The 22,523-nt window shown below is 75.6% G+C and carries 23 protein-coding genes; 12 read left to right on the top strand and 11 right to left on the bottom strand.

The genetic code is table 11. The features are described 5' to 3' along the window. The 5 genes from AB0L40_RS17355 to AB0L40_RS17335 all read left to right on the top strand — a co-directional run. The coding region (locus AB0L40_RS17355; protein ID WP_364357137.1) for a PHP domain-containing protein at positions 1-939 on the top strand (939 nt) is incomplete at its 5' end. Positions 940-1,110: 171 nt separating this feature from the next. Continuing rightward, on the top strand, positions 1,111-2,742 hold the full coding sequence (locus AB0L40_RS17350; RefSeq protein ID WP_364357134.1) for a hypothetical protein: 1,632 nt from the start codon (positions 1,111-1,113) through the stop codon (positions 2,740-2,742). A 43-nt stretch (positions 2,743-2,785) separates the two neighbouring features. Next, complete coding sequence (locus tag AB0L40_RS17345) at positions 2,786-3,625, top strand: phosphatase PAP2 family protein (RefSeq protein WP_364357140.1); 840 nt, start codon at positions 2,786-2,788, stop codon at positions 3,623-3,625. A 145-nt stretch (positions 3,626-3,770) separates the two neighbouring features. Then, the gene (locus AB0L40_RS17340) at positions 3,771-4,379 is read left to right on the top strand and encodes a uracil-DNA glycosylase family protein (protein ID WP_364357131.1); all 609 of its coding nucleotides are present in this window, start codon (positions 3,771-3,773) and stop codon (positions 4,377-4,379) included. Continuing rightward, positions 4,352-5,068 carry a hypothetical protein gene (locus tag AB0L40_RS17335; protein WP_364357128.1) on the top strand — a complete coding sequence of 239 codons (717 nt, stop codon included), beginning with the start codon at positions 4,352-4,354 and terminating at the stop codon, positions 5,066-5,068. Before AB0L40_RS17340 ends, AB0L40_RS17335 begins: the two co-directional genes overlap by 28 nt. A gap of 346 nt (positions 5,069-5,414) precedes the next feature. Here the strand turns inward: AB0L40_RS17335 and AB0L40_RS17330 are convergent, their stop codons facing one another. Together AB0L40_RS17330 and AB0L40_RS17325 are read right to left on the bottom strand one after the other, a co-directional pair. After that, on the bottom strand, positions 5,415-6,386 hold the full coding sequence (locus AB0L40_RS17330; RefSeq protein WP_364357125.1) for a type IV toxin-antitoxin system AbiEi family antitoxin domain-containing protein: 972 nt from the start codon (positions 6,384-6,386) through the stop codon (positions 5,415-5,417). Positions 6,387-6,960: 574 nt separating this feature from the next. Then, positions 6,961-7,917, bottom strand: coding sequence for a zinc-binding dehydrogenase (locus tag AB0L40_RS17325; RefSeq protein ID WP_364357123.1), 957 nt, complete (start codon positions 7,915-7,917; stop codon positions 6,961-6,963). 159 nt (positions 7,918-8,076) lie between these two features. Here AB0L40_RS17325 and AB0L40_RS17320 point away from each other — a divergent pair, with 159 nt between their 5' ends. Then, positions 8,077-8,568 (top strand): MarR family transcriptional regulator, encoded by a 492-nt coding sequence (locus tag AB0L40_RS17320; RefSeq protein WP_364357121.1) that lies wholly within the window; start codon positions 8,077-8,079, stop codon positions 8,566-8,568. 86 nt (positions 8,569-8,654) lie between these two features. Here AB0L40_RS17320 and rlmD read toward each other — a convergent pair whose 3' ends face one another. From rlmD to argF, 3 genes are all read right to left on the bottom strand, one after another. Then, positions 8,655-10,295, bottom strand: a complete 1,641-nt coding sequence (rlmD, locus tag AB0L40_RS17315; protein ID WP_364357118.1) for a 23S rRNA (uracil(1939)-C(5))-methyltransferase RlmD — start codon at positions 10,293-10,295, stop codon at positions 8,655-8,657. Between the two features lie 430 nt (positions 10,296-10,725). After that, positions 10,726-11,265, bottom strand: coding sequence for a hypothetical protein (locus AB0L40_RS17310; protein ID WP_364357115.1), 540 nt, complete (start codon positions 11,263-11,265; stop codon positions 10,726-10,728). A gap of 50 nt (positions 11,266-11,315) precedes the next feature. Then, complete coding sequence (argF, locus tag AB0L40_RS17305; protein WP_364357112.1) at positions 11,316-12,272, bottom strand: ornithine carbamoyltransferase; 957 nt, start codon at positions 12,270-12,272, stop codon at positions 11,316-11,318. Positions 12,273-12,329: 57 nt separating this feature from the next. On the opposite strand from argF, the gene AB0L40_RS17300 reads away from it, so the two are divergent. Continuing rightward, on the top strand, positions 12,330-13,040 hold the full coding sequence (locus AB0L40_RS17300) for an endonuclease/exonuclease/phosphatase family protein (protein ID WP_364357109.1): 711 nt from the start codon (positions 12,330-12,332) through the stop codon (positions 13,038-13,040). 98 nt (positions 13,041-13,138) lie between these two features. On the opposite strand, the gene AB0L40_RS17295 is transcribed toward AB0L40_RS17300, so the two are convergent. The 4 genes from AB0L40_RS17295 to AB0L40_RS17280 all read right to left on the bottom strand — a co-directional run bounded on the left by AB0L40_RS17295 (position 13,139) and on the right by AB0L40_RS17280 (position 16,184). After that, the gene (locus AB0L40_RS17295; RefSeq protein ID WP_364357106.1) at positions 13,139-13,630 is read right to left on the bottom strand and encodes an ester cyclase; all 492 of its coding nucleotides are present in this window, start codon (positions 13,628-13,630) and stop codon (positions 13,139-13,141) included. Positions 13,631-13,637: 7 nt separating this feature from the next. After that, positions 13,638-14,393 (bottom strand): TRIC cation channel family protein, encoded by a 756-nt coding sequence (locus AB0L40_RS17290; RefSeq protein ID WP_364357103.1) that lies wholly within the window; start codon positions 14,391-14,393, stop codon positions 13,638-13,640. Positions 14,394-14,398: 5 nt separating this feature from the next. After that, positions 14,399-15,229, bottom strand: coding sequence for a thiazole synthase (locus AB0L40_RS17285; RefSeq protein WP_364357100.1), 831 nt, complete (start codon positions 15,227-15,229; stop codon positions 14,399-14,401). 301 nt (positions 15,230-15,530) lie between these two features. After that, on the bottom strand, positions 15,531-16,184 hold the full coding sequence (locus AB0L40_RS17280; RefSeq protein WP_364357097.1) for an HAD-IA family hydrolase: 654 nt from the start codon (positions 16,182-16,184) through the stop codon (positions 15,531-15,533). Positions 16,185-16,381: 197 nt separating this feature from the next. On the opposite strand from AB0L40_RS17280, the gene AB0L40_RS17275 reads away from it, so the two are divergent. The 3 genes from AB0L40_RS17275 to AB0L40_RS17265 all read left to right on the top strand — a co-directional run bounded on the left by AB0L40_RS17275 (position 16,382) and on the right by AB0L40_RS17265 (position 19,490). Continuing rightward, on the top strand, positions 16,382-17,890 hold the full coding sequence (locus AB0L40_RS17275; protein WP_364357094.1) for an aminotransferase class I/II-fold pyridoxal phosphate-dependent enzyme: 1,509 nt from the start codon (positions 16,382-16,384) through the stop codon (positions 17,888-17,890). A 9-nt stretch (positions 17,891-17,899) separates the two neighbouring features. Next, a complete protein-coding gene (locus AB0L40_RS17270; RefSeq protein WP_364357091.1) occupies positions 17,900-18,340 on the top strand; it encodes a hypothetical protein in 441 nt (146 codons plus the stop codon). 139 nt (positions 18,341-18,479) lie between these two features. Continuing rightward, a complete protein-coding gene (locus AB0L40_RS17265) occupies positions 18,480-19,490 on the top strand; it encodes a M48 family metallopeptidase (RefSeq protein ID WP_364357088.1) in 1,011 nt (336 codons plus the stop codon). Between the two features lie 134 nt (positions 19,491-19,624). Here the strand turns inward: AB0L40_RS17265 and thiS are convergent, their stop codons facing one another. Continuing rightward, positions 19,625-19,834 (bottom strand): sulfur carrier protein ThiS, encoded by a 210-nt coding sequence (gene thiS / locus AB0L40_RS17260; protein WP_364357085.1) that lies wholly within the window; start codon positions 19,832-19,834, stop codon positions 19,625-19,627. Further along, positions 19,827-21,161 carry an FAD-dependent oxidoreductase gene (locus tag AB0L40_RS17255; protein ID WP_364357082.1) on the bottom strand — a complete coding sequence of 445 codons (1,335 nt, stop codon included), beginning with the start codon at positions 21,159-21,161 and terminating at the stop codon, positions 19,827-19,829. Before AB0L40_RS17255 ends, thiS begins: the two co-directional genes overlap by 8 nt. Positions 21,162-21,430: 269 nt before the next feature. Between AB0L40_RS17255 and AB0L40_RS17250 the strand changes: the two genes are divergently transcribed. Continuing rightward, positions 21,431-21,814 (top strand): hypothetical protein, encoded by a 384-nt coding sequence (locus AB0L40_RS17250; protein ID WP_364357079.1) that lies wholly within the window; start codon positions 21,431-21,433, stop codon positions 21,812-21,814. A 67-nt stretch (positions 21,815-21,881) separates the two neighbouring features. Next, positions 21,882-22,523: thiamine phosphate synthase (gene thiE, locus AB0L40_RS17245; RefSeq protein WP_364357076.1), on the top strand; the 642-nt coding region annotated here is incomplete at its 3' end.

The following is a 22,523-nucleotide window of genomic DNA, read 5'->3' as shown; positions in this document are numbered from 1 at the left end:
CGTCCACGCCGCTTCCTCGACCGCGTCCTCCGCCCGGCCGACCGCCTCGGAGACGGCGGCGAGCATCTCGAGGGGAACGTCCATGCCCGGGAGCGGGAGCAGCCGCTGACCGAGCCCGACTGGGACGGCTACACGGCGTGGGTCGTCGACCGCTACGACGCGCTCCTGGCCCGGCGCCACGACCCGGGCCGCTTCGACCCCGCCGTCGTCGCGCGCCTGCGCGAGCGGCCGCTGATCGACGTCGACCTGCACATGCACACCGACCACTCGGGCGACTGCGCCACGCCGGTCGAGGTGCTGCTGGACGCCGCCCGCCGGCAGGGGCTCGGCGCGATCGCGGTCACCGACCACAACGAGGTCTCCGGCGCGCACGAGGCGGCCGCGAAGGCCGCGGAGTACGGGGTCAAGATCATCATCGGCGAGGAGGTGATGACCGCCGACCAGGGCGAGGTCATCGGCCTCTTCATCACGGAGAAGATCCCGAAGGGCGTGACGCTCCAGGAAGCGATCGCCGAGATCCGCCGGCAGGGCGGCCTCGTCTACGTGCCGCACCCGTTCGACCGGATGCACTCGGTCCCGGACTACGAGCACATGCTCGAGGTCGCAGAGGACGTCGACGCGGTCGAGATCTTCAACCCCCGCGTGGCGATCTCGTCGTTCAACGAAGAAGCCGCCCGGTTCGCCGCCAAGTACCGGATCGTCGCCGGCGCGGGCTCCGACAGCCACGTCGCGCAGGGCCTCGGCTCGGTGCGCCTGCGGATGCGCGACTTCGACGGGCCCGAGGAGTTCCTGACGTCGCTGTCGGACGCCGAGATCCGCACGAAGTCCGGCACGCTCGTCTACGTCCAGGCGCTGAAGTTCCTGGAGACCGTCGCGACGCCGGCCCCGGCGCGCCGGCTCGTGCGCGAGCGCCGCGTGCGCCGCGCGACCCGCGGCTGATCCGGCAGCAGGCCCCCGCAGCCGGCCACGAGGCCGTCCCCCTCCGGCCCGGGGTCGAGCCGCGCCGCGTTCCGGCGACACCCGGCGGTGGGCCGGGCCGTCCTCGTCCGCCCGTGCCACCGCCCGCGACGGCGGATCGTCCGCGCGGTGGCCCGCCGTATCCTCCCCGCGGTGCGGCGCCGCCTCCCCCCGCCCTGGGCGCTGACCGCGCTCCTGTCGCTGGCCTACGTCCTGTGGACGCCCGCGACCGGCGACTTCGCCGCGCAGGCCTACCGCGTCGGCCTCGCGGACCGCGGCGTCTGGCTCTGGGACGACGGCTGGTTCGGGGGCCACCACCTGCCGAGCTACAGCGTGCTGTTCCCGGCGCTCGGGGCGCTCGTCGGGACCGCCGCGGCCGGCGGGGTCGCCGCGACCGTCTCGACCTGGGCGTTCACGGGGCTCGTGCGGCGCCTGCGGCCGGGACGGGGCGCCGAGGCCGGCGCCTGGTGGCTGGCGGTCGGCAGCGCCGCGATGCTCACGACCGGCCGGCTGACGTTCCAGCTCGGGCTCGCGTTCGGGCTGGTGGCGCTGCTGCTGGCAGTCCCTCGCCCGGGTCGAGGGGCCAACCCCGCGCGCACCGCCGCCGGGCTGGCCGCCGCCGTCGCGACCCCGCTGGCGAGCCCGGTGGCCGCCCTCTTCCTGAGCTTCGCCGGCGCCGTCTGGTGCCTCGACCGCCGCTCCGCGCGCGGGCTGCCGGCGGCGATCACGGTCCTGCCCTTCCTCGTGGCCGTCGCCCTGACGCTCGCGTTCCCCAACGGCGGCAGCCAGCCGTTCGCGCCGTGGGAGGCGCTGCTCGCCGTCGGGTCCCTGGTCGCCGTCGTCGCCGTGCTGCCGCGGGACGAGCGCGCGCTGCGGATCGGCGCGGCGCTGTACGCCGTGGGCGTCGCGCTCGCCGCGGTCCTCACCACGCCGATGGGCAGCAACGCGCCGCGGCTCGGGACGCTGCTTGCCGGTCCGATCCTGATCGCCGCGGTGGGGAGGCGCCGGCCGGGCGGCCGCCCGGCCGCCATCGTCGCGGTCGCCGCCCTGCTGCTCGTCTGGCAGCTCTACTCGCCGGCCCAACAGACGCTGCGCGCCGCCGGGGACCCGACGACGGGCGAGTCCTACTACGCGCCGCTGCGGGCCCACCTCCTGCCGCTGCTGCGCTCGCAGCCCTCGCGCGTCGAGGTCCCGCCGTCCGCTCGCCGCGGCGAGGCGCGCTGGCTCGCGCCGGACGTCCCGCTCGCCCGCGGCTGGATCCGCCAGCTCGACGGCGAGCGCAACGCGCTCTTCTACGCCGACGGGCCGCTGGACCCGCGTGTCTACCGCGCGTGGCTCGACGACAACGCCGTCGGCTGGGTCGCGCTGTCCGACGCGCCGGCCGACGTCCGGTCGAAGGCCGAGCGCGACCTGCTGCGCTCCGGGCGCGTCCCGGGGCTGCGCCGCGTCTGGGCCGACGCGCACTGGACCCTCTGGCAGGTGGTGGGCGGCCGGGCGCTGGCATCGTGGGTCGCCCGGACCGGCACGCCGACGCCGAGCGGCAAGGCGCCACACGTCGCCGAGATGTCCTCGGACCGCGTCGTGGTCGAGACGCCGGGCCGCGGCGCCGTCGACCTGCGGATCCGGTGGAGCCCGTACCTCCGGATCATCCGCGGGAGCGGCTGCCTGGCCCGGGGTCCAGGAGGTTGGACGGTCGTCCGATCCGCCGGACGCGGTACGGTTACCGTCGGCGTCCGTCTCGGGGCGCCCTGGCGCACGGCCGCGCCAGCCGACTGCCGCGCGTAGCCACATCCGGCCCGCGGGGGTCTCCTCCACGGCCGCCCTCGTGATGCAAGACGTCCTGACCCGCCACCGCACCTCACTCCAGAGCCAGGTGCTCGCCCAGGTGGTGAAGCCCCGCCGCTTCCTGCCGAACGGGGCGATCGACGCGCTGCTCCAGCTCGTCGTGGTCGTGATCGCGTACAAGCTCTACCAGAACACCCGCGGGCTGATCAACGACCAGCTCGGGGCCAGCCAGGCGTTCGCGAACGCCGACTGGATCGTCTCCACCGAGCGCCTCCTGCACCTGAACATGGAGGGCGGCGTCCAGTCGTTCGCCCGCAGCGTGCCGCTGCTCTCCGACGCGGCGAGCCTGATGTACATGAACGCCCAGTTCACGGTGACGTTCGGGGCGATGATCTACATCTACATGCGGCACAACCAGGCCTTCGGCTTCGTGCGCAACATGTTCATCGGCGCCTGGACCCTGGCCCTCGTCGGCTACGTGCTGATGCCGACCGCCCCGCCGCGGCTCGTCCCCGGGCTCGGTATCCACGACGCGGTGGCCGAGTTCACGAAGGTCGACGTCACGGATCAGAGCAACGTCCTCAACAAGCTCTACAACCCGTACGCGGCGGTCCCGTCGATGCACGTCGGGTTCTCGCTGATGATCGGGATCCCGCTCGCGCGGCTGTCGAAGTACAAGGTCACCCGCGTCTTCTGGGGCATCTACCCGATCGTCGTCCTCTTCGTGGTGATGGCGACCGGCAACCACTTCTTCCTCGACGGGATCTTCGGTGGCCTCGCCGTCGGCATCTCGGCGCTGGTCGCCCGCCGGCTCGGCCAGCTGCGACCGCACGCCTGGCAGTTCGGGCCGTACCGGACGGCGCCAGAGGGCGCGGCCTCCTAGGTCGCGGGCCGGCGTCGTCCGCGCCCCGGTCCGCCGTGCGTCCCGGAACTCCTGCTCCGCCGCGAATGCAGCACGACTTGCTGCATCCGGCAACGGTCGATGCAGGCGCGAGGGAGCGGGCCGGTCGGGGGCAATCAGGACGGCGATGCCCGTGACCGACGACGAGATCCACGAGAAGTACCTCGAGCGTGCGATCCGAGAGATCAACGCTCTCAACCACGACGTGCAGGACGCGCGTCCCGACGAGGAATCGATGGCGATCGTCGGCTCCGGCCACCCGCAGGCCGACGTGCTGCTGCTCAAGCACCACGCCTCACGCGAGGAGCTCGAGGAGGGCGTCGCGTTCTACGGCCGCACCGGCTCGGCGCTCCTGAAGAGCTTCAGCCGCCTCGGGGTCGACCCGTCGACCGTCTACGGCACGCTCTGCGACAAGTGGCCCGACGGCCCCCTCCCCCGCACCGGCGCGCTGCCGGCCGCCGCGACGACGTTCCTCGCGGAGGAGATCGCGATCGTCCAGCCGCGCATGATCGTCGTGCTCGGCAGCGACGCCCTGGGCGTCCTCAACGCGCTCGACGTCCCGCTCTCGACCCCGGTGCGCGACCAGCCCGGAGCGATCCAGCGGTTCACCCCCGCGTGCCAGGTCCTCGTGACCCCGGCCCTCGACGACGCCCTCGACGAGCTCGGGGCCAAGCAGGCGTTCTGGACCGCCTTCCGGGAGCTCGGTCAGTGGCACGACTCGCTGCCCCCGTACTAGCGGTCCTCGGCGCCCTGGCGGCGCTGCTGCTGCTGGCGCCGGTCCTGCCCGAGCTCCAGCCGCCCGCCCGCGCGGCGCTCGTCGCCGCCGTGCCCCCGCTCGCGCTGCTGGGGGCGCTCACGTACCTGCTGGCGCCGCTGACCCGGGCGCCGCTCTTCCTCGGGGCCCTGGCCGCCGCGGGGCTGCTCCTGACGGCCGCGACGAGCGCCGTGGGCGCCCACGGCGGCGGCACGCTGCCGGAGGCCCTCCTGGCGATCGCCCTCGGGCTCCTGTTCGCCCGGATCTTCGACCTCGGCGCGTTCGTCATCGGCCTGCCGCTCGTGATCGGCAGCGTCGACCTCGTCACGACGCTCTCCGGCGCCGCGGTCAAGACCTGGCCGACGCCCCTGCCCGGCGGCGAGCCGCTCGTGCTGGAGATCCCCTCGTGGAGCGCCCAGACCGGCGCCGCCGAGGTCTCGATCGCCACGATCCTCTTCCTCGCCGCCCTGCAGGGCTACGCCGTGCGGGAGCACCTGCGCCCCGCGGGCACCGCCGTCGGCATGACCGTCGGCCTGCTGCTCGCCTACCTGCTGGAGTGGCGCACCGACCACGCGATGCCGTTCACGGCGTTCGTCGCGGCGGGCTTCCTCGTCGCCAGCTCCGACCGCCTGCCGACCTGGCTGCGGGCGGGCGGCATCGAGCGCGGCTGACGGCGTCACCACGCCCAAGGCGGTCGCGGATGCGTGGGGCGGGGTGATCCGCGAGTCGAGTGCGCCCGAGACAGAGGCCGCGGAGTCACGGGGCGGGGCGTTCCGAGGGTCGAGTGCGCACCCGGCGGAGGCCGCGGGGTCGAGGGTGGGGCGTGTCCGCGGGCGTGGGGCGTGTCCGCGGGCGTGGGGCGTGTCCGCGGGCGTGGGGCGTGTCCGCGGGCGTGGGGCGTGTCCGCGGGCGGAGGGTTCCACCGGGGCGGTACGGCTCGTGGCGGTGCGTTCCGGCGCGTGGGACTTCGACCGTGCGCTGCTCCACCTCTGGGGCGGACGAACGCACTCTCGACGCTCAACCGGCCCGATCGAGCTCGGCCCTCCGCCGCGCGAGGAGCCGCTCGAGCCGATCTGCCGTCTCGGCCGCGTCGTCAGTGACGTCGTGGCCGAGGAGTCGCACCGTCTTCCAGCCGACCAGCTCCAGGTCGAAGTCCCGCCGCCGGTTGTTCCGGAACGACTCGACGTCCCCGTGCGTCGACCAGTCGTCGAGCTCCGCAACCACCATCTCAGGGACCCACGCGAGATCCGCCGCGTACGTGGTGTCGTCGTCGACCTCGATCAGGTGGTTGCTGCGCGGCATCGGCAGGCCGTACCGGGCGCACATCCGCAGCGCGTCGTCCTCGAGGGTGCTGCGGGTACGTCCCGTCACCGCTTGGCGGTGACGTTCGAGCAGCATCCGCACGACCCGCGTCCCGCGTCGTCCACCCGAGCGCCGCAGCTCGTCCTCGATCCGTCGCGGATCCAGGGCCCGACGGCCGGAGAGCGACGACCATGCGCGCTCGGCCGCGACCGCCCCCTCGGTGGCTGCCACGTCGACCAGCGTCCTGGGGATCGACGCGCACGGGATCCCGTCGACCACCGTCGCCGTCCGCACGAGCGTCGTGGAGCGGTGGAGCAGGACGCCCGGGTGTGGTCGACGGGCCCTCCCGCTGGTCACGTGCACGGGGCCCGGCCGGTCCGGCAAGAGGCCCCGAAGGACCGCGGCAGATCGGTGACTGATGACGCCGTCCGGCGGCCCGGAGAGCAGCGCGGCGAAGAGGCGGCCACGAAGGCCGAGAGGCGCAGCCCCGGCGTCGTAGACGCCCTGGTGCATGCGGATCAGGATCCCCCGCGCGATGCGCCCGTCGATCTGGCTCCGCGTCAGACCGGCCGCCAACATCTGCGCGCGGGAGACCACCCCGGCCTGCCGCGTGGCGAACCACCGGATGACCCGATCCGGACCGAGCCCGGTCGGGACCGGAGGGTGGGAGAGCGCGATGCCGGTCACGCCCACATGGTCGCGGCGACGGCGTTGAGCGTGTGCTCCACGGCGTGCCCACTGTGCGTCGCCGTCGTGCCGATTCGGCGCGGCGGGGGCGGGGGCGGGCGGCGCCGGGCGCCGGCGGGCGCGGGCGGCAGGCGCGGGCGCGGGCGGCAGGCGCGGGCGCGGGCGGCGGGCGCGGGCGGCGACCAGGGGCGAGGGCGCCGCGGTCGACCACGGCGTGGGGGTCGAGAGTGCGTTCGTTCGGCTTCTGGGTGGTGCAACGCACTCTCGACGCCGCGGACGGCGCCGCGGCCCCGGCTCCGGCCTCGCGAATCGCCGCCGCCAGTCGAGAGTGCATTCCTTCGTCCTCACGGAGGAGCACCGCGCGCTCGATTCCCCCGGCGGAACGTTCGGCCCCGCAACCCGCATCACGAACGGTTTCCCAGTCGAGAGTGCGTTCCTTCGTCCTCAGGAAGGAGCAGCGCACTCTCGCGCCCGGCCGGCCGGTTTTCGCCGCACCATCCCGCTCCCGGCGGTCGCACCACCCCGCGCACAGCCCCCTCGGCGCCTCGCGATCCCGCCCCCTCTCGGGGCGCGGTCAGCCCAGGTCGAGCACGATCTTGCCGAGCTTGCCGCCCGCGGCGAAGCGGTCGTAGGCCGCCGCCGCGTCGTCCAGCGGGTAGCTCGCCGCGACCGGGACCGTGATCGCGCCGCGCTCCACCAGCGGCAGGACCTCGCGCTCGATGCGGCGGGCCGCGGCGGCCTTCTCCTCCAGCGGGCGGGCGCGGAGGGTCGACGCCATGATGCGGCCGCGGGCGCTCATCAGCGCGTGGAGGTTGATCTCGCCCTTCGCGCCGCCCCCGACGCCGATCACGACGATCCGGCCGCCGATGGCCAGGCGGCGCAGGTTGACCGCCAGGTTCGGTGCGCCGACGAGGTCGAGGACGACGTCGAACGGCTCGACCTCGTGGTCGCGGTCGGCGAGCAGGTCCGGGAAGACGACCTCGTGGGCGCCGAGCGCCGCGACGCCGTCGTGGAGCTCCCGGCTGCGGACCGACGCGGTGACGTGCGCCCCGATCGCGTGGCCGAGCTGCACGCCCGCGGTGCCGACGCCGCCCGCGGCGCCGTGGATCAGCAGGCGCTCGCCCGGGCGCAGGCCCGCCTGGGTGACGATCGCGTCGTGCGCCGTCGTGAAGACCTCGGAGAAGCCGCCCGCCTGGACCCAGTCCAGGCCGTCGGGGGCCGGGGTGATCTGCCGCTCGTGGACGGTCAGGAGCTCGCCCTGCCCGCCGCCGCCCGTGATGCCCGTGACCCGCGCGCCCTCGGCGAAGCGCTCGGCGGCCGGACCGCGGCCGACGACCTCGCCGGCGAACTCGAGCCCCGGGATGTCCTGCGGGTGCCCGGGAGGCGCGGGGTAGCGGCCGGACTTCTGCAGGAGGTCGGCCCCGTTGAGGCCCGCCGCGTGCACGCGGACGAGGACCTCGCCGACGCCGGGGACGGGATCGGGGTGCTCGGCGACGACGATCTCGCCGTCCCGGATGGTGGCGGCACGCATGGCCTCCACGCTACCCGGCGGACGGTCCGGGACCCCGCCGCCGGCACCCTCGCGCGACGCCCGCCGACGCCTGCGGTGTACGCACACGGCGTCGACATGGCGCCGTGCCGCTCGCCCCCACGTCCTTGCACCCTGCAAGTCCGGTACCCTTCGGCGCCGATGGCGGCGAAGCGACTCCACGACCCGATCGACCATCTCCAGCTGGAGCTGGCGATCCTGGCCCGCCGGTCGGAGCGCGTGCGCGTCGCGTCGCTCGACGTGGCCCGGTCACCGCTGGACCGGTCCGGCTACCTGCTGCTCGCGCTGCTGGAGACCCGCGGCGAGCAGACGATGAGCCAGCTGGCCCTCGCCTTCGACCTCGACGCCTCCACGGTCACCCGGCAGATCGCGCCGCTGGAGCGCCGCGGCTTCGTCGAGCGCACCCGCAGCACCGAGGACCGGCGCGCGACGATCGTCTCGATCACGGACGCGGGCCGCAAGGAGCGCGAGCACGTCCGCCAGGCCCGCATCACCTTCCTGTCGGGCCGCCTGGCCGACTGGGACGAGGGCGACGTGGCCCAGCTGGCCGAGTTGATCGACCGCTTCAACCAGACCCTGGCGACGGCCGGCGGCGCCGACCGCTCGTCCCTCGAGAACGAGCAGCCGAAGTAGCCCCGACGCCCGCCCGGCGCCACCTCGGCGCCGCTCACGGGCCGGGATCCGCCGGGTCCCGGCGCGCGCCTCGCGCGGCGGTGGCCTCAGGCCACGCGGTCCAGCACCGCGACGCACTCCACGTGGGGCGTCTGCGGGAACATGTCGACCGGGCGCACCTTGCGCAGGACGTAGCCGCCCTCGACGATGCGCTGCGCGTCCGGCGCCAGCGTCGTCGGGTTGCAGGAGACGTAGACGATCCGCTTCGGCTGGGCCTCGACGATCCGCTTGCAGACGCGCGGGCCGAGGCCGGCGCGCGGCGGGTCGACGATCAGGACGTCGGGGCGACCGGCGAGCTCGATCGCGTCCGGCAGGCCCGTGCGGGCGTCGGACGCGAGGAACTTCGCGTTGCGGATGTCGTTGAGCTCGGCGTTCGTGGCGGCGTCCTGGATCGACTCCTTCACGATCTCGACGCCGATGATCTCGCCGGCCTTGGTCGCGAGCGTCAGGCCGAGCGAGCCGGAGCCGCAGTAGAGGTCGAAGACGCGCTCCCAGCCCTCGAGCCCGGCGAACTCCGCGGCGAGCTCGTAGAGCCGCTCGGCCATCACGGTGTTCGTCTGGAAGAAGCCCTCGGGCGAGATCCGCAGGCGCAGGCCGCAGATCTCCTCGTGGATGTACGCGCCGCCGGAGACGAGGTCGGTGTCGCCGCCGTAGGTCGTCTCGCCGACCTGGCTCATCTGCGTCCAGAGCAGGCCGGTGATCGGCACGCTCATGTGCTCCTGCAGGTACAGCGAGAGGCTCATGACGTCGAACTCGCCGACGGAGGTGACGATCCGCACCTGGAGCTCGCCCGTGCGCGTGCCCTCGCGGACGACGAGGTTGCGCAGGAGCCCCTGGTGGAGCTTGCGGTCGTAGGCCGAGAGGCCCTGGTCCACGCACCAGCGGTAGACGTGGTTGCGGGCCTCGTTGCCCACCTCGGACGCCAGCAGGCAGTCGTCGATGTGGACGATGTCCTGCCACGAGCCGGCGGCGTGGAAGCCGAGCTTCAGCGTGCCGTCCTGGTCCTCACCGAACGAGTACTCGAGCTTGTTGCGGTAGCGCCACTGCTCGACGGACGGGACGATCGGCTCGATCTCGACGTCCGTGTGACCGCCCAGGCGCCGCAGCGCGTCCTCGACCTGGCCGGCCTTGATCTCGAGCTGGCGCTCGTACGGGAGGACCTGCCACGGGGCGCCCGGGTGCGGGGCGACCGCGGGGATCCGCTCGGGCGAGGGCTCGAGGACCTCGTCGATGACGGCCTCGCCGTAGTCCTTCTTGCGCTTCGTGATCGTGCCGAGGACGACGTCGCCCGGGATGCCGCCGCGGACGAAGACGACCCAGCCGTCCGGCGTGCGGGCGATGCCGTTGCCGCCGTGGGCGAGGGTCTCGACGCGGAGCTCGAGCTGGGCGCCGCGGTGCGGACGCGGGGCGCGCTGGCGCTTGGCGGGCGCCTGCTGCGGCGCCTCGCGCGGGTCGACCGGGGCGCCGTCGGACCCGGGGGCCGGGGCGCCGGCGGCGACCGCGTCGGCGACGTCGTCCGGCGCCTCCGTGGTGCCGGACGCGCCCTCGACCGCGCTCACGGCCGCCTCGGCGACCGAGCCGGTCTCGGGCGACGCGGCGCCGGTGACGCCCGCGTCGGCCCCGCCGACGACGTCGGACGAGGCGTCCGCGACGGTGGCGGGGTCGGTGTGGGAGGTCTCCTCGGACATGGACCAAGGGTCGCACGTGCGCGCGGATCCGGCTCCCTGACGGCGCTTGCGAGACCTCGGAAGGGTGCCCGAATGAATCCCGATCCGGGACGTTGGCATTCGGCGTCGCGGTGCGCTATGTTCCTCCCGTGGTCGGAGAAGTTCGGGTAACCGAACTCTTCCCCGAGACCGCTCCGGAGCATGAGCCCCGCGACCGAGCCGCCATGAGGCCGCCCATCCGAGAGGACGGGCGGTGGGGCACGGGAGCCGGGCACGGTGCCGACGGGCGACCCGCGCTTCTCCGCGATCACGACACGTCGCCGTCCCCGGTGTGAGGGCCGGCCGGCGACGAGGGAACCGACCGCCCCCGCGTGTTGAGGGACGCGCGGGCGTGGGGTCCGGACATCACGGTGTCCGGGCCCCACGAGGTCCGGTGTCGTCTCAGCCTGGCTCAGGCGTCGAGCAGCCGGTCGACCGCGTCCAGCACGGTCTTGCGCTTGGCGTGCGACGCCTCGTGCGTCCGGACGGCGCGCAGCTCGTCCGGCGACAGGCCCTTCAGGCTCTTGCGCACCAGGACGGCGGTGAGCTCGTCGTAGCGCTCGATCGGCAGCGTACGCACGGCGTCGGGCGTGCGCTCGATCGGGATCGCGACGGGCTCGGCCTCCGGGGCCGGCTCGGCGCGGCGGCCGAGTCGCCGGCCGCGCTCCAGCAGGGCCTCGAGCTCCTGGCGGATCTCGTCGCTCTGGCGCTTGCTCGCCGCGACGATCGCGCCGGCGAGCTCCTGGGCGTCCTTGCGGGTCATGCGCCCGCGCCGGACCGCGTCCTCGACCGTCTCCTGCACCCGCTCGCCGGTCTCGATCACGCTCTGCGCCATCGACCGGCGCAGGCCGGCCAGCTGTGCGAGGAACGCGTCGTCCCGGGCGTCCGCGCCGTCGTCGCCCGCAGCACCGGGGCCGGGGCGGGCAGCGTCCTGAGGGGGCCCGTCGTTCATCGCTTCACCGCGTGCAGGAGGTCGACTATCGGCCGAGCCTATCCGACGATTCAAGCGGCGTCGCGGAAGGGCCCCGCGCGCAGGACCCATTCCAGGAGCGCCTTCTGGGCGTGGCGGCGGTTCTCCGCCTGGTCCCAGATCCGCTGCCGGTCGCCGTAGAGGACCTCGGCGGAGATCTCCTCGCCCGGGTGCGCGGGCAGGCAGTGCAGCGCGATCGCGCCCGGTGCCGCGGCGTCGAGCAGCGCGTCGTCGAGCCCGTAGTCGCGCAGGGCCGCGCGCCGCTCGTCGCTGTCGGTGTCCCCCATCGAGACCCAGACGTCGGCGTAGAGGCAGTCCGCGCCCGCGACGCCGGTCGCCGGGTCCGACGCCAGGACGGCCGGGGTCTCGCCCGCCGCCAGCTGGTAGCCGTCGGGCGCGACGACCGTGACCTGCAGGCCGGCGATCGAGCCGACCAGCGCGATCGAGCGGGCGACGTTGTTGCCGTCGCCGACGTACGCGAGGTGCAGGTCGTCGAGGCCGCCGTCCTCCGAGAGCCGGTCGGGGAAGGCCTCCTGCAGCGTCAGCAGGTCCGCGACGACCTGGCAGGGGTGGTGTCCGTCGGTGAGGAGGTTGACGACCGGGATCGTGCCCTCGGCGGCGAGCTCCTCGAGCAGCGCGTCCTTGTTCGTCCGGATGCCGACCGCGTGGACGTGGCGCGAGAGGATCCGCGCGGTGTCCTTGACGGACTCGCCCCGGGAGAGCTGCATCTCGTCCGGGCGCAGCAGCAAGGGGTGCGCGCCGAGCTCGTGGACGCCGACCTCCATGGAGATCCGGGTCCGGGTCGACGGCTTCTGGAAGATCAAGCCGACCGACAGGCCGGCGAGGCTCGCGGGGTGCGTGGGGCCCCCCGAGGGGTTGCCGCCGACCGCGACGTCGTGGGCCTTCAGCTCGTGCGCACGTCGGAGGACGGCCAGCAGGTCGTCCCGGGAGAGCTCGGTCCCCGTCAGCAGGTGGCGCACGGTGGTCACCGGGCGAGGCTAGATCATCGCGCCCGACGGCCGCGGATCGGGGAGGATCGTCCCGCCGTGCGCGTCCTCACCTGGAACCTCTTCCACGGCCGCGCCGTGCCGCCCGCCGGGCGCCCGCTGCTGCACGAGTTCGCCGCGACGCTCGCCGGGTGGGAGTGGGACGTCGCGCTGCTGCAGGAGGTGCCGCCGTGGTGGCCGCCGCTGCTGGCGCGGGCCTGCGGCGCCGACGCGCGGACGGTCCTGACGTCCCGCAACGCGCTGCTCCCGCTGCGCCGTGCGATCGCATCCCGCCGGCCGGACCTGCTGCGCAGCAACGGCGGGGGTGCGGACTCGATCCTCGTCCGCCCGCCGCTGCGGATCGCCGCCCACGCCCGTCGCCGGCTGCGGGTGTGGCCCGAGCGGCGGGTCGTGCACGCCGTGCTGGTCGACGGCATGTGGGTCGGCAACGTCCACGCCGAGCCGCCCCACCCCGGCGAGACGCCCGGCCCGGCGGGGCCGCCGCTCGACGTCGCGCTGGCGCTCGGGCGGATGGAGGCGTGGGCGACGGGGAGCGGCCCGGTCCTCCTCGGCGGAGACCTGAACCTGCGGCCCGCCGCGGTCGACGCCACCCTGCCGACGGGCTGGTCGCGGCTGGCCAGCCGCGACGTCGACCACCTGCTCGGTCGTGGGGTCGTCGCGGCGGGCCCGTCGTCGCGGCCCGACCGGGGCCCGCTGTCCGACCACCCGGCGCTGGCCGTCGACGTGGCGATCCCGGCGGCGCCCGACTGATCCGTCGTCGTGGCGCGCCGGACTCCCGTCGCCGGTCGGGCCCGCGAGCAGCAGCGCCGCAGGACCGGCGCCACGTCTCGTGGCGGCCCCCTCCGCCCCTACTTCCCCCAGAGCAGGCCGAAGCCCTGGATCGCGCGGACCGCGCGGTCGCCGACGGTGCCCGACTGCGGCAGCACGCCGAGCTGGACCGACGCGGCGTAGCGGTCGGAGAAGAGCCGGGCGCGGTGGACCCGGTGGGCCGTCGCGTCGAGCTCGAGGACGAGCATCCCGTGGACGTGCACGAAGCGGTTGGTCGCCGGGATGCCCGCGAGCGACGCGGTGTGGTTGCCGACCAGGCGCATCGGCAGCGCGACGATGCGGTCGCCGTCGTGGAGCACCGGGCCGGTCGTCTCGAACGCGACGTCGGGGATCGCGGACCACACGATCGCCAGGTGGTCCGCGAGCCGGTCGGGCCCGAGCAGCGGCACGTCGACGAACGCGTCCTCGTAGTGCACGTCGTGCGTCACGAGGGCCGCGACCGCCTGGCGGTCGCGGCTGCCCAGCGTGCGGACGACCCGGCCCTGCAGCGCCTCGCCGTCGATTCCGGTCATGCGGGGATCATCGCGGGTCCGAGGTGGTGTCGGCGTCGTCGACGAGCACGACGTCGGGGGACGGCCGCCCCTCCGCGCCGGCTCCCCCGGTCGATCCCCGCCGCCCGCGCCCCAGCCGCACCTCGGCCGCCGTCCGCGTCGCGAGCCCGCGGTGGACCGCCAGCAGCCGCAGCCCGACGGTGATCACCATCGCGACGACGATCCCGGCGGCGACGCTGTCGGCGATCCGGTCGACGGCGACGTAGGCGGCGCTGCCGGCCGCCGCGGCCAGGCCGTAGATCGGCCCCGGGCCGAAGATGTAGGGCCGCTGACCCGAGAGGACGTCGCAGAGCACCCCGCCGGCCGTCGCCGCGACGACGCCGACCGCCGCGGACGACACCGGACCGAGGCCGGCGTCGAGCGCCTTGGACGCGCCGACGATCGCGAACAGGCCGAGCGCGAACGCGTCGAAGAGGTCGAGCAGGTCGTCCAGCCGCCCCGCGTGCGGGTGCAGCACCAGCATCAGGACGCCGACGCCGAGCGCGACCGGCAGGTACGAGTCGCTCGTCAGCGCCACCGGCATCTGGTTCAGCAGCAGGTCCCGCACGACGCCGCCGCCGAGGCCGCCGAGCACCGCCAGGCCGATCGTCCCGGTCAGGTCGAGGTCGCGACGGACGGCGACCAGCGCGCCGAAGACCGCGCCCACCGCGACCGCGGCGAGGTCGAGCCCCAGGGGGACGGTGACCGTCGCGGCGGCGAGCGGGTGGAGGGCGGGCAGCAGCACGGCGGCTAGAGGTCCGGCGTGCCCGCCACCGGGGTCGACGGCAGCGCGTGGGTGCGCCGCGGGATCCGGCCGGAGCCGCGGGCCAGGCGGCCGGACTCGACGCCCAGGCGGATCGCGCGCGCCATGCGGACCGGGTCCTCCGCGCGGCTGATCGCGGTCGCGCAGAGCACGGCGTCGCAGCCGAGCTCGAGCGCCAGCGCGGCCTCGGACGCCGTGCCGATGCCCGCGTCGAGGACGACCGGCACGCCGGCACGCTCGACGATCAGCTCGATGTTGTGGGGGTTGCGGATGCCGAGGCCGGAGCCGATCGGCGAGCCCAGCGGCATCACCGCGGCGCAGCCGACGTCCTCCAGCCGGCGCGCCAGGACGGGGTCGTCGGTCGTGTAGGGCAGGACGACGAAGCCGTCGGCGACGAGCTCCTCGGCCGCGGCCAGCAGCTCGACGGCGTCGGGCAGCAGCGTGCGGTCGTCGCCGATCACCTCGAGCTTCACCCAGTCGGTCCGGAACGCCTCGCGGGCGAGCTTCGCGGTCAGGACCGCGTCGCGCGCGGTGAAGCAGCCGGCGGTGTTCGGCAGCAACGCGACGCCGGCCCGGACCAGCGCGTCGACGAGCGAGCCCTCGATGTCGGTGCCACCCGACCCGGCGCGGCGCAGCGCGAGCGTCACGAGCTCGGTACCCGAAACCGCGACGGCCTCCTCCAGCGTGCTCATCCGGCTGAACCCGCCGGTCCCGAGCAGCAGGCGCGAGGAGAACGTGCGGCCGGCGATCGTCAGCGGATCGGCGCCTGGCGCCAGGCGGGCCGGGGACTGCACGGTCGGGGCGGACTCGGCGGGCATCGCCACAGGGTACGGCGGGTCGACGGTCGCCCTCGGCCGCGCCGCGCCGGGATCACCCCGTCGTCCACGGCGTCATGTTCCTGGTGACTGGATCCAATCACCAGGAACATGACGCGGCGACCGACGTGCGTCGTCCGCCAGGGGGGCCGGAGGCGGTGACCCGAGGCACCGCCGGAGGCGGTGGCGCGCGAGGAGGGTCGGCGGCCAGGGCTGGGGTCAGGTCCCGAGGCGGTGGCCCGAGGCACGGGCCCGAGGGGCGGCGCGCGCGAGGCCGCGAGTCGAGGGCCGCAGCCCGGAGGCCTCAGGCCACCCCGATCCGCTCCGGCAGCGTCGCCACGGGCGGCTCCAGGAAGGCCAGGCCCGCGGCCGCCGCGCCGTCGCGGTCGACGTCCTCGTCGCCCAGGTGCGCGACCGCGTCCGCCGGCAGCCCGAGGATCGCGAGCGCCGGGGCGAAGATCCGCGGGTCCGGCTTCGCGACGCCCTCGCCGCCCGACGTCACGACGCCGGCGAAGTACGGCGCCAGGCCGAGCCGCTCGAGGTGCTGCGGCAGGCCCCAATCCCAGTTGGAGACGACGACCATCGGCACCGCGGCCTCCCGCAGGCGCTGGAGCGCGGGGACGACGCCCGGCAGGACGGTGAACTCCAGGGTCGCGAGGAAGCCGTCGACGAACGCCTCGTCGACCGGCGTCGCCAGAGCGAGCTCGCGGGCGATCAGCTCCGCGCACTCGCGCTGCAGGCCCCGCATCGCGGGGGCGTCCCGGGCGTCGGCGTGGCGCGCCCGGTAGTGCGCGATCTCGGCCTTCAGCGCGGCCTTCAGGGCGTCGCGGCCGCGCGGCTCGCCCCGATCCGTGACCAGGCGGCCCAGCGCCGGGATGGGATCCTCGAGCGTGACCAGGCAGCCCATCGCGTCGATCGTCAGCCCGCGAACGCCGCGGCCGTCGGGGAGGGTCGGCATCGCCCGATCTTCGCGGTCGGCGACGGACGGCGCGCGCGGGTGAAGGGCGCGTGCCCGTCGGCGCCGGCCCGGACGGCCAGCCCGCCCTTCCGCCGCCGGGCCCGGTGACGCGACGCCGCGTCGCCTCCCGCCCCCGGATCGTCGGCGGTCCGTCGCGCGTTCGGGGACCGGGCCGACCCGTACCGTCTGCGGAGATCGTGACCGACCCGCAGCCCACCGCTCCCTACTTCGACGCGCTCGTCGCCTACGGCCTGCGCGGGGCGTCGCGGTTCCACGTCCCCGGGCACAAGGGCGGGCGCAGCGCCGACCCGGGCCTGCGGTACGGGATCGGCGACAACGCGCTGGCGCTGGACATCCCGCAGGACATCCACGGGGTCGACGCCGGCCAGTCGCCCACGCCGTACGAGCGCGCCGAGACCCTGGCGGCCGAGGCGCACGGCGCGGCCCGCACGTTCTTCCTCACCAACGGGGCGACGCAGGGCAACCACGCGCTGACGCTGGCGCTCGCGCCGCAGGGTGCCCACGTCGTCGTGCAGCGCAACTCGCACGCGTCGATCGTCGACGGGCTCGTGCTGTCGGGCGGGACCCCGTCCTTCGTCGCACCGGAGTACGACGAGGACCTCGGCATGGCACTCGGCGTCGCCGCCGAGGCACTGCGGACCGCGCTGGCCGCGGGGCGGGTGGGGGACGACATCCCTCGGGCCGCGTTCGTGGTCTCCCCCACCTACTACGGGATCGCCGCCGACATCTCGGCGCTGGCGGACGTCGCCCACGAGGCCGGCGTGCCGCTGGTGGTCGACCAGTCGTGGGGGCCGCACTTCGGCTTCCATCCCGGGGTGCCCGAGAGCGCGCTGCGCCTGGGCGCCGACGCCGTCCTCACCAGCACCCACAAGATCGCCGGGTCGCTGACGCAGAGCGCGATGCTCCACGTGGCGGACACCGGCCGGGTCCCGATCGACGCCGTCGCGCGCACGCTGCGGCTGCTCCGCTCGACGTCGCCGTCGTCGCTGCTGATGGGCTCGCTCGACGCCGCGCGCCGCCAGATCGCCGTCCACGGCGAGGCGATGCTGCACGAGACGATCGCCTCCGTCGCGACGCTGCACGTGAAGATCCGCCGCACCGAGGGCCTCGACGTCCTCGACGCCGACGTCCGCCACATGCCCGGCGTCGGCGGCTGGGACCCGCTGCGGGTCGTCGTCGACGTCCGCGGGATCGGCCGCACGGGCTACGAGGTCGCCGACGCGCTGCGCGAGCGCTACGACGTCAACGTCGAGCTCGCCACGCACGCCGTCGTCGTGCTGCTGCTCGGGATCGGCGAGGACCCCGTCGCCCTGCAGCGGGTCGGCGGGGACCTCGACGAGATCGCCTCGCGGCTGCGCCGGCCCGGCGGCGGCACGACCGTCCCCGCGCCGCGGGCGCCCGACGCCGTGTCGGTGCTGCCGCCGCGGGACGCGTTCCTCGGGCCCGGCGAGACCGTCGACGCCGACCTCGCCGCGGCCGAGGGCCGGATCTCGTGCGAGTCGATCGCCGGCTACCCGCCGGGGATCCCGGCCCTGCTGCCGGGCGAGCGCGTCACGCCCGAGATCGTCACCTACCTGCGCCGGCTCGTCGACGCCGGCGCCCGGCTGCACGGCGCGGCCGACCCGGCGCTCCGGACGATCCGGGTCCTGCCGGCCGGCTACGGCGAGCGGCAAGGCGCCTCGTAGGATTCCCGCATGGCCCCCACCATCCCCCGCCGCACCGCGACGCTCTCCGCCCTCGTGCTCGCGGCCTCCGTCCTCGCGCTCCCGTCCGTCGCCGACGCCCGACCGAGCGGCTCGTGGGAGTACGTCCGCGGCGACGCGTTCCGGCACTACGCCTGCCGCGAGCGTCACCGCACCGACGGCCCGTGGTGGGTGCGCACGGTCAGCGAGCTGACGAGCCGCAGCCAGGACGCCCCGACGCACGGCATCGGCATCTGGGCCGTCGTGACGCGTCGCGCCGCGGAGCAGCAGGTCGACTCGAAGACTCCCTCCCGCTGGCGGGACGGCGAGATCCGGACGGTGCTGCGCGACGCGGGCTCCGCCGATCGCCTCTGGATGCAGGGGTCCTACTACGGCCCGACCGAGCCGTGGAAGGACGGCACCCGCGTGGGCGGTCTCCCCCGCTGCTCCTGAGCCCCCGCGGCCGGCGAGCCGCAGCGCGCGGCGGCGCCGGCTCCCGGCGCGACCGATCGTCGCCGCCCGAGCCGTCCGGCCCGCTGCCGGTTCACCCGGCGGTGGCGTGCAGCCGCTCACCGGCCAGTAGCCTCGGCCCATGAGCGGCGACGACGACGACCTCCCCGTCCCCGGCTACGTGCTGAAGGAGCTGGACCCCCAGATCCTCCGCCACCCCGCCGACCGGGCCGCGACCGCCGCGCTGAACACGATCCCCGGGATCAACGCGATCGCCCGCAAGCTCATCGAGCTCGGCTACGAGCGGGCGCTGCGGCAGAACCTGCTCGCGTCGTCCGTGCGGCTGTCGCACCAGCAGCTGCCCGACATCTACAACCTGCACCGCAGCGCGTACACGACGCTGGACCTGCCGCGGACGCCGGAGCTGTACCTCGCGGCGTTCCCGTTCTCCAACGCGCTGACGATCGGCGCCGGCGACCCGCTGGTGCTCGTGCACTCGCAGGTCATCGACCAGCTCGACCCCGCCCAGCAGCAGGTCGTCCTGGCCCACGAGGCCGCGCACGTGATGTGCGACCACGTCCTCTACGGCACCGTGCTGCAGATCATCATGAGCCTCGGCGGCAGCGTCCTGAACAAGTCGCTGCCGACCGCGCTGCCGCTGATGGCGGTCCGCAACGCGCTGCTGGAGTGGTCCCGCGCGGCGGAGCTCACCTGCGACCGGATCGCCGCGCTCGTCGTGCAGGACCCGCTGCTCGTCTGCAAGACCCTGATGTCGCTGTCGGCCGGCACCGCCGCGGACCGCCTCGACCTCGGCGCCTTCCTCGCCCAGGCCGACGACTACGGCAAGCGCAGCCGGGGGATCGGCCTGCGGACGAAGATCAGCCTGGAGCTCGGCTCCACCCACCCGCTGTCGGTCAAGCGCGCGCACGAGCTCATGGACTGGGTCAAGAGCGGCGACTACGAGCGGATCCGCGACGGCGTCTACCCCAAGCGCGGCGAGGAGGACCCCGACGTCCGCGCCGAGGCCAAGGCCGCCGCCGAGCACTACCGCGACAAGTTCCAGGGCGCGTTCAAGGACATCGCCGGCCAGGCCGAGGGCGCCGCGAAGACCGTCACCGACTGGCTGAACAAGAACCTCGGCGACAAGGGGTAGGTCCGCCGGGCGCCGGCCCCACGCGTAGCGACCGTCCGCGGCCGCGCGGGCGGTGCACGCCTCGGTTCGAGGCGACGAAGGCGACGCGGGGGCCGCCCTCGCGAGCGCCGGACGACGCCGTCGGGCCCGGCGGCTCAGCCGCCCTGCATCGCGACGAGCACCTCGACGAGCTCGCCCGCGACCAGCGCGCGCGACGGCCAGGTGCCGCGCGCGACGACCTCGCCGCCGATCGCGACCGCGACGCCGCGGCCGTCGGCGGGCAGGCCCATGTCGACGACGAGCTCGGCGACGGAGCGGCCGGCGGCCGCGCGCGGCTCGCCGTTGACGGTGACGGTCTCAGGCACGGGCGTCCTCCGGGACGGGGTGACGGGGCGGATCGGTGGGGCCGGGCGGGGCGGGCGGATCGGCGGAGACCGCACCCGGCCCCGGCGACCGCCGGCCGGCGAAGCGCGCCGGGGCGACGAGGGCGGCGACGTCGGCCGGGTCCTCTCCGGCCATCGCCGCCGCGACCAGCTCGCCGGTCAGCGGCGCGAGCAGCACCCCGTTGCGGTGGTGGCCCGTCGCCCACCAGAGGCCGTCGACGCCGGCCGCCGGGCCGATCGCCGGCAGCGCGTCGGGGGTGGTCGGGCGCAGGCCGGCGAGGGTCTCCTCGACCTCGAGGTCCAACAGCCCGGGGACGAGCTCGAAGCCGTCGCGCAGCAGGTCGTGCAGCGCCCACGCCGTCGTGGTCGTGTCGAAGCCGCGCTCCTCGGTCGTCGCGCCCAGGACGTAGCGGCCGTCCCCGCGCGGCACGAGGTACCCGGGACCGAAGCGCAGGACGCGCTCGACCAGGCCGGGCCCCGACGGGTCGCGGAGGACGAGGAGCTGGCCCTTGACCGGGCGGACCGGGACGCGGGCGCCCTCCGGGATCCCGCCGATCGACCACGACCCCGTGGCGAGGACGACCGCGCTGGCGCGCAGGACCGTCCCGTCGTCGAGCGCGACGCCGGTGGCGCGCAGGACCGTCCCGTCGCCGGCGCGGAGGTCCGTCCCGTCGCCGAGCGCGACGCGCTCGTCGCGGGTGTTCGTCCTCTCGTCGGCGGCGGCCCCGCGCCGGCCCTCCACCAGCAGCCGGTCGACCGTGCCGCGCACGGCCCCGACCCCGCGTTCCCGCAGTGCCACGACGAGCGCCTCGACCATCCGCCGCGGGTCGACGGCGGCGTCCCCCGGGATCGACAGGGCGCCACGCAGGGTCGGGGCGAGGGCGGGCTCCAGGCGTCGCGCGGCGCTCGGCAGGACCCGCTGCACCGGCAGGCCGAAGCGCCCGCAGACGCCGGCGAAGCGGGCGAGCGCCTCGGCCTCGTCGCGGTCCCGCGCGATCGCGAGCGTCCCCGCGCGGTGCAGGGGCAGGTCGATGCCGGACTCGGCGGCCAGCGACGCCGCAAACGCCGGCCAGCGCTCCAGGCCGGCCCGGCCGACGGCGAGGTGCTCGGGGTCGTCGGGCTCCGCCTCGGTGACGGGCGCCAGCATCCCGGCGGCGACGTGGCTCGTCCCCGACCCGGGCGCGCCCCGGTCGACGACCCGGACGGTCGCCCCGCGCCGGGCGAGCTCCAGCGCGACCGGCAGCCCGGCGAGCCCGGCGCCCACGACGAGGACGTCGGTCGGGCGGTCGGTGGACGGGGCGGCGGGCATGGCGTGTCGCGCGCCCGCATGACCGGGCGGCTCGGCGGTCGGGGACGTCACGTCCCCCTCTCAGCCCGGATGGGCTCCCGCCACGGATGGCTGCTCCCGATGGTAGCTCGCTGTGCACGGGTGACCTCGCCGCCCCGGCGTCTCCCCCGGGCGCCCGGGGCCCGCCGGACGCTCTCCGTCGGCCGCGCCACCCGCCCTCGACCGGCCCCGCGGCGGACCCACCCGTGGGAGGCTGGGTCGGTGCGTCCCCGCCACCAGTGTCCGCGCCGGTGAAGCGCCGGCTCTTCGATCGCATCCCGACGACCGGCGGCGCGGTGCTGCTGGCGGTCGTCACGCTGTTCGTCGCCCTGCCGCTCGCGCAGGTGGTGGTCCGCGTCGGCGATCTGGAGGGCGCCGGCGCCCTGCTCCTGGAGCTCGCGATCATCGTCGGCGTCACCGGCGGTGCCTGGTCGGCGTTCCCCGAGCGCTGGTCCACGCCGTGGAACGGGTTCTACTCCGGCAACGAGGTCGAGCCGTGGGTCGACCCCGCCGACCGCGACGACGGGCGCCGCACGCCGGGCGACCCGGACCCGTACGAGGAGCGGTTCCCGCGGTCGCCCCCGCGCTCGGGCGACGGCGACCCGGGCGGCGAGGGTCCGCCCCCGCCGGCCTGACCCGTCGGCCCCGGGCGCTCGTCCGTGCGGGGTCCCCGGCGCCGCCCGGCTGGCACACTGCTGCGCCATGACCCCCGAGGAGCGTCGCGCGCGCTTTTCCGCCGTCCACCTGTACCTGGTGGCGCCGCTCGCGCCGAACGGGCGCACGCTGCTGGACGTCGCGACCCACGCGATCGCCGGGGGCGTCGACGCGGTGCAGGTCCGCGACAAGGCGGCGACGGACGACGAGCTCGTCGCCGCGCTGCGCGGCCTGCGCCAGCTCTGCGACATCACCGGGACGCTGCTGGTCCTCAACGACCGGCCCGACCTCGCCCTGGCCGGCGGCGCCGACGCGGTCCACGTCGGCCAGGAGGACCTCGCGGTCGCCGAGGCCCGCGGCATCGTCGGCGACGACCTCCTGATCGGCCTGTCGACGCACAGCGCGGAGCAGATCGACGCCGCCCACGACGGCGGACCGGACCGCGACCCGCGCGCGATCCCCGACCACATCGGCGTCGGCCCGATCCACGCGACGCCGACGAAGGCCGGCACCGCGGCGATCGGGACCGGCCTGATCCCCCACGCCGCGTCGCGCGAGCTGCCGTTCGTCGCGATCGGCGGGATCGACACGACGACGATCGGGGCGGTGCTGCGCGCCGGCGCGCCGCGCGTGGCGGTCGTCCGCGCGATCGCGGAGGCCGGCGATCCGCGCGCGGCGGCGTCCCTCCTG

The sequence above is a fragment of the Patulibacter sp. NPDC049589 genome (assembly GCF_040675535.1).
GTDB lineage: Bacteria > Actinomycetota > Thermoleophilia > Solirubrobacterales > Solirubrobacteraceae > Patulibacter.
The sequence above is the reverse complement of the archived record's forward strand: the minus strand, read 5'-3'. Positions and strand labels throughout refer to the sequence as shown.

Coding starts and splice junctions, on each gene's coding strand:
- AB0L40_RS17345 (WP_364357140.1), top strand. CDS start 2,786: ATGCAAGACGTCCTGACCCGCCACCGCACCTCACTCCAGAGCCAGGTG.
- rlmD (WP_364357118.1), bottom strand. CDS start 10,295: ATGTCCGAGGAGACCTCCCACACCGACCCCGCCACCGTCGCGGACGCC.
- AB0L40_RS17280 (WP_364357097.1), bottom strand. CDS start 16,184: ATGCCGACCCTCCCCGACGGCCGCGGCGTTCGCGGGCTGACGATCGAC.
- AB0L40_RS17340 (WP_364357131.1), top strand. CDS start 3,771: ATGCCCGTGACCGACGACGAGATCCACGAGAAGTACCTCGAGCGTGCG.
- AB0L40_RS17255 (WP_364357082.1), bottom strand. CDS start 21,161: ATGCCCGCCGCCCCGTCCACCGACCGCCCGACCGACGTCCTCGTCGTG.
- AB0L40_RS17285 (WP_364357100.1), bottom strand. CDS start 15,229: ATGCCCGCCGAGTCCGCCCCGACCGTGCAGTCCCCGGCCCGCCTGGCG.
- AB0L40_RS17325 (WP_364357123.1), bottom strand. CDS start 7,917: ATGCGTGCCGCCACCATCCGGGACGGCGAGATCGTCGTCGCCGAGCAC.
- AB0L40_RS17310 (WP_364357115.1), bottom strand. CDS start 11,265: ATGAACGACGGGCCCCCTCAGGACGCTGCCCGCCCCGGCCCCGGTGCT.
- AB0L40_RS17295 (WP_364357106.1), bottom strand. CDS start 13,630: ATGACCGGAATCGACGGCGAGGCGCTGCAGGGCCGGGTCGTCCGCACG.
- AB0L40_RS17270 (WP_364357091.1), top strand. CDS start 17,900: ATGGCCCCCACCATCCCCCGCCGCACCGCGACGCTCTCCGCCCTCGTG.
- AB0L40_RS17265 (WP_364357088.1), top strand. CDS start 18,480: ATGAGCGGCGACGACGACGACCTCCCCGTCCCCGGCTACGTGCTGAAG.
- AB0L40_RS17320 (WP_364357121.1), top strand. CDS start 8,077: ATGGCGGCGAAGCGACTCCACGACCCGATCGACCATCTCCAGCTGGAG.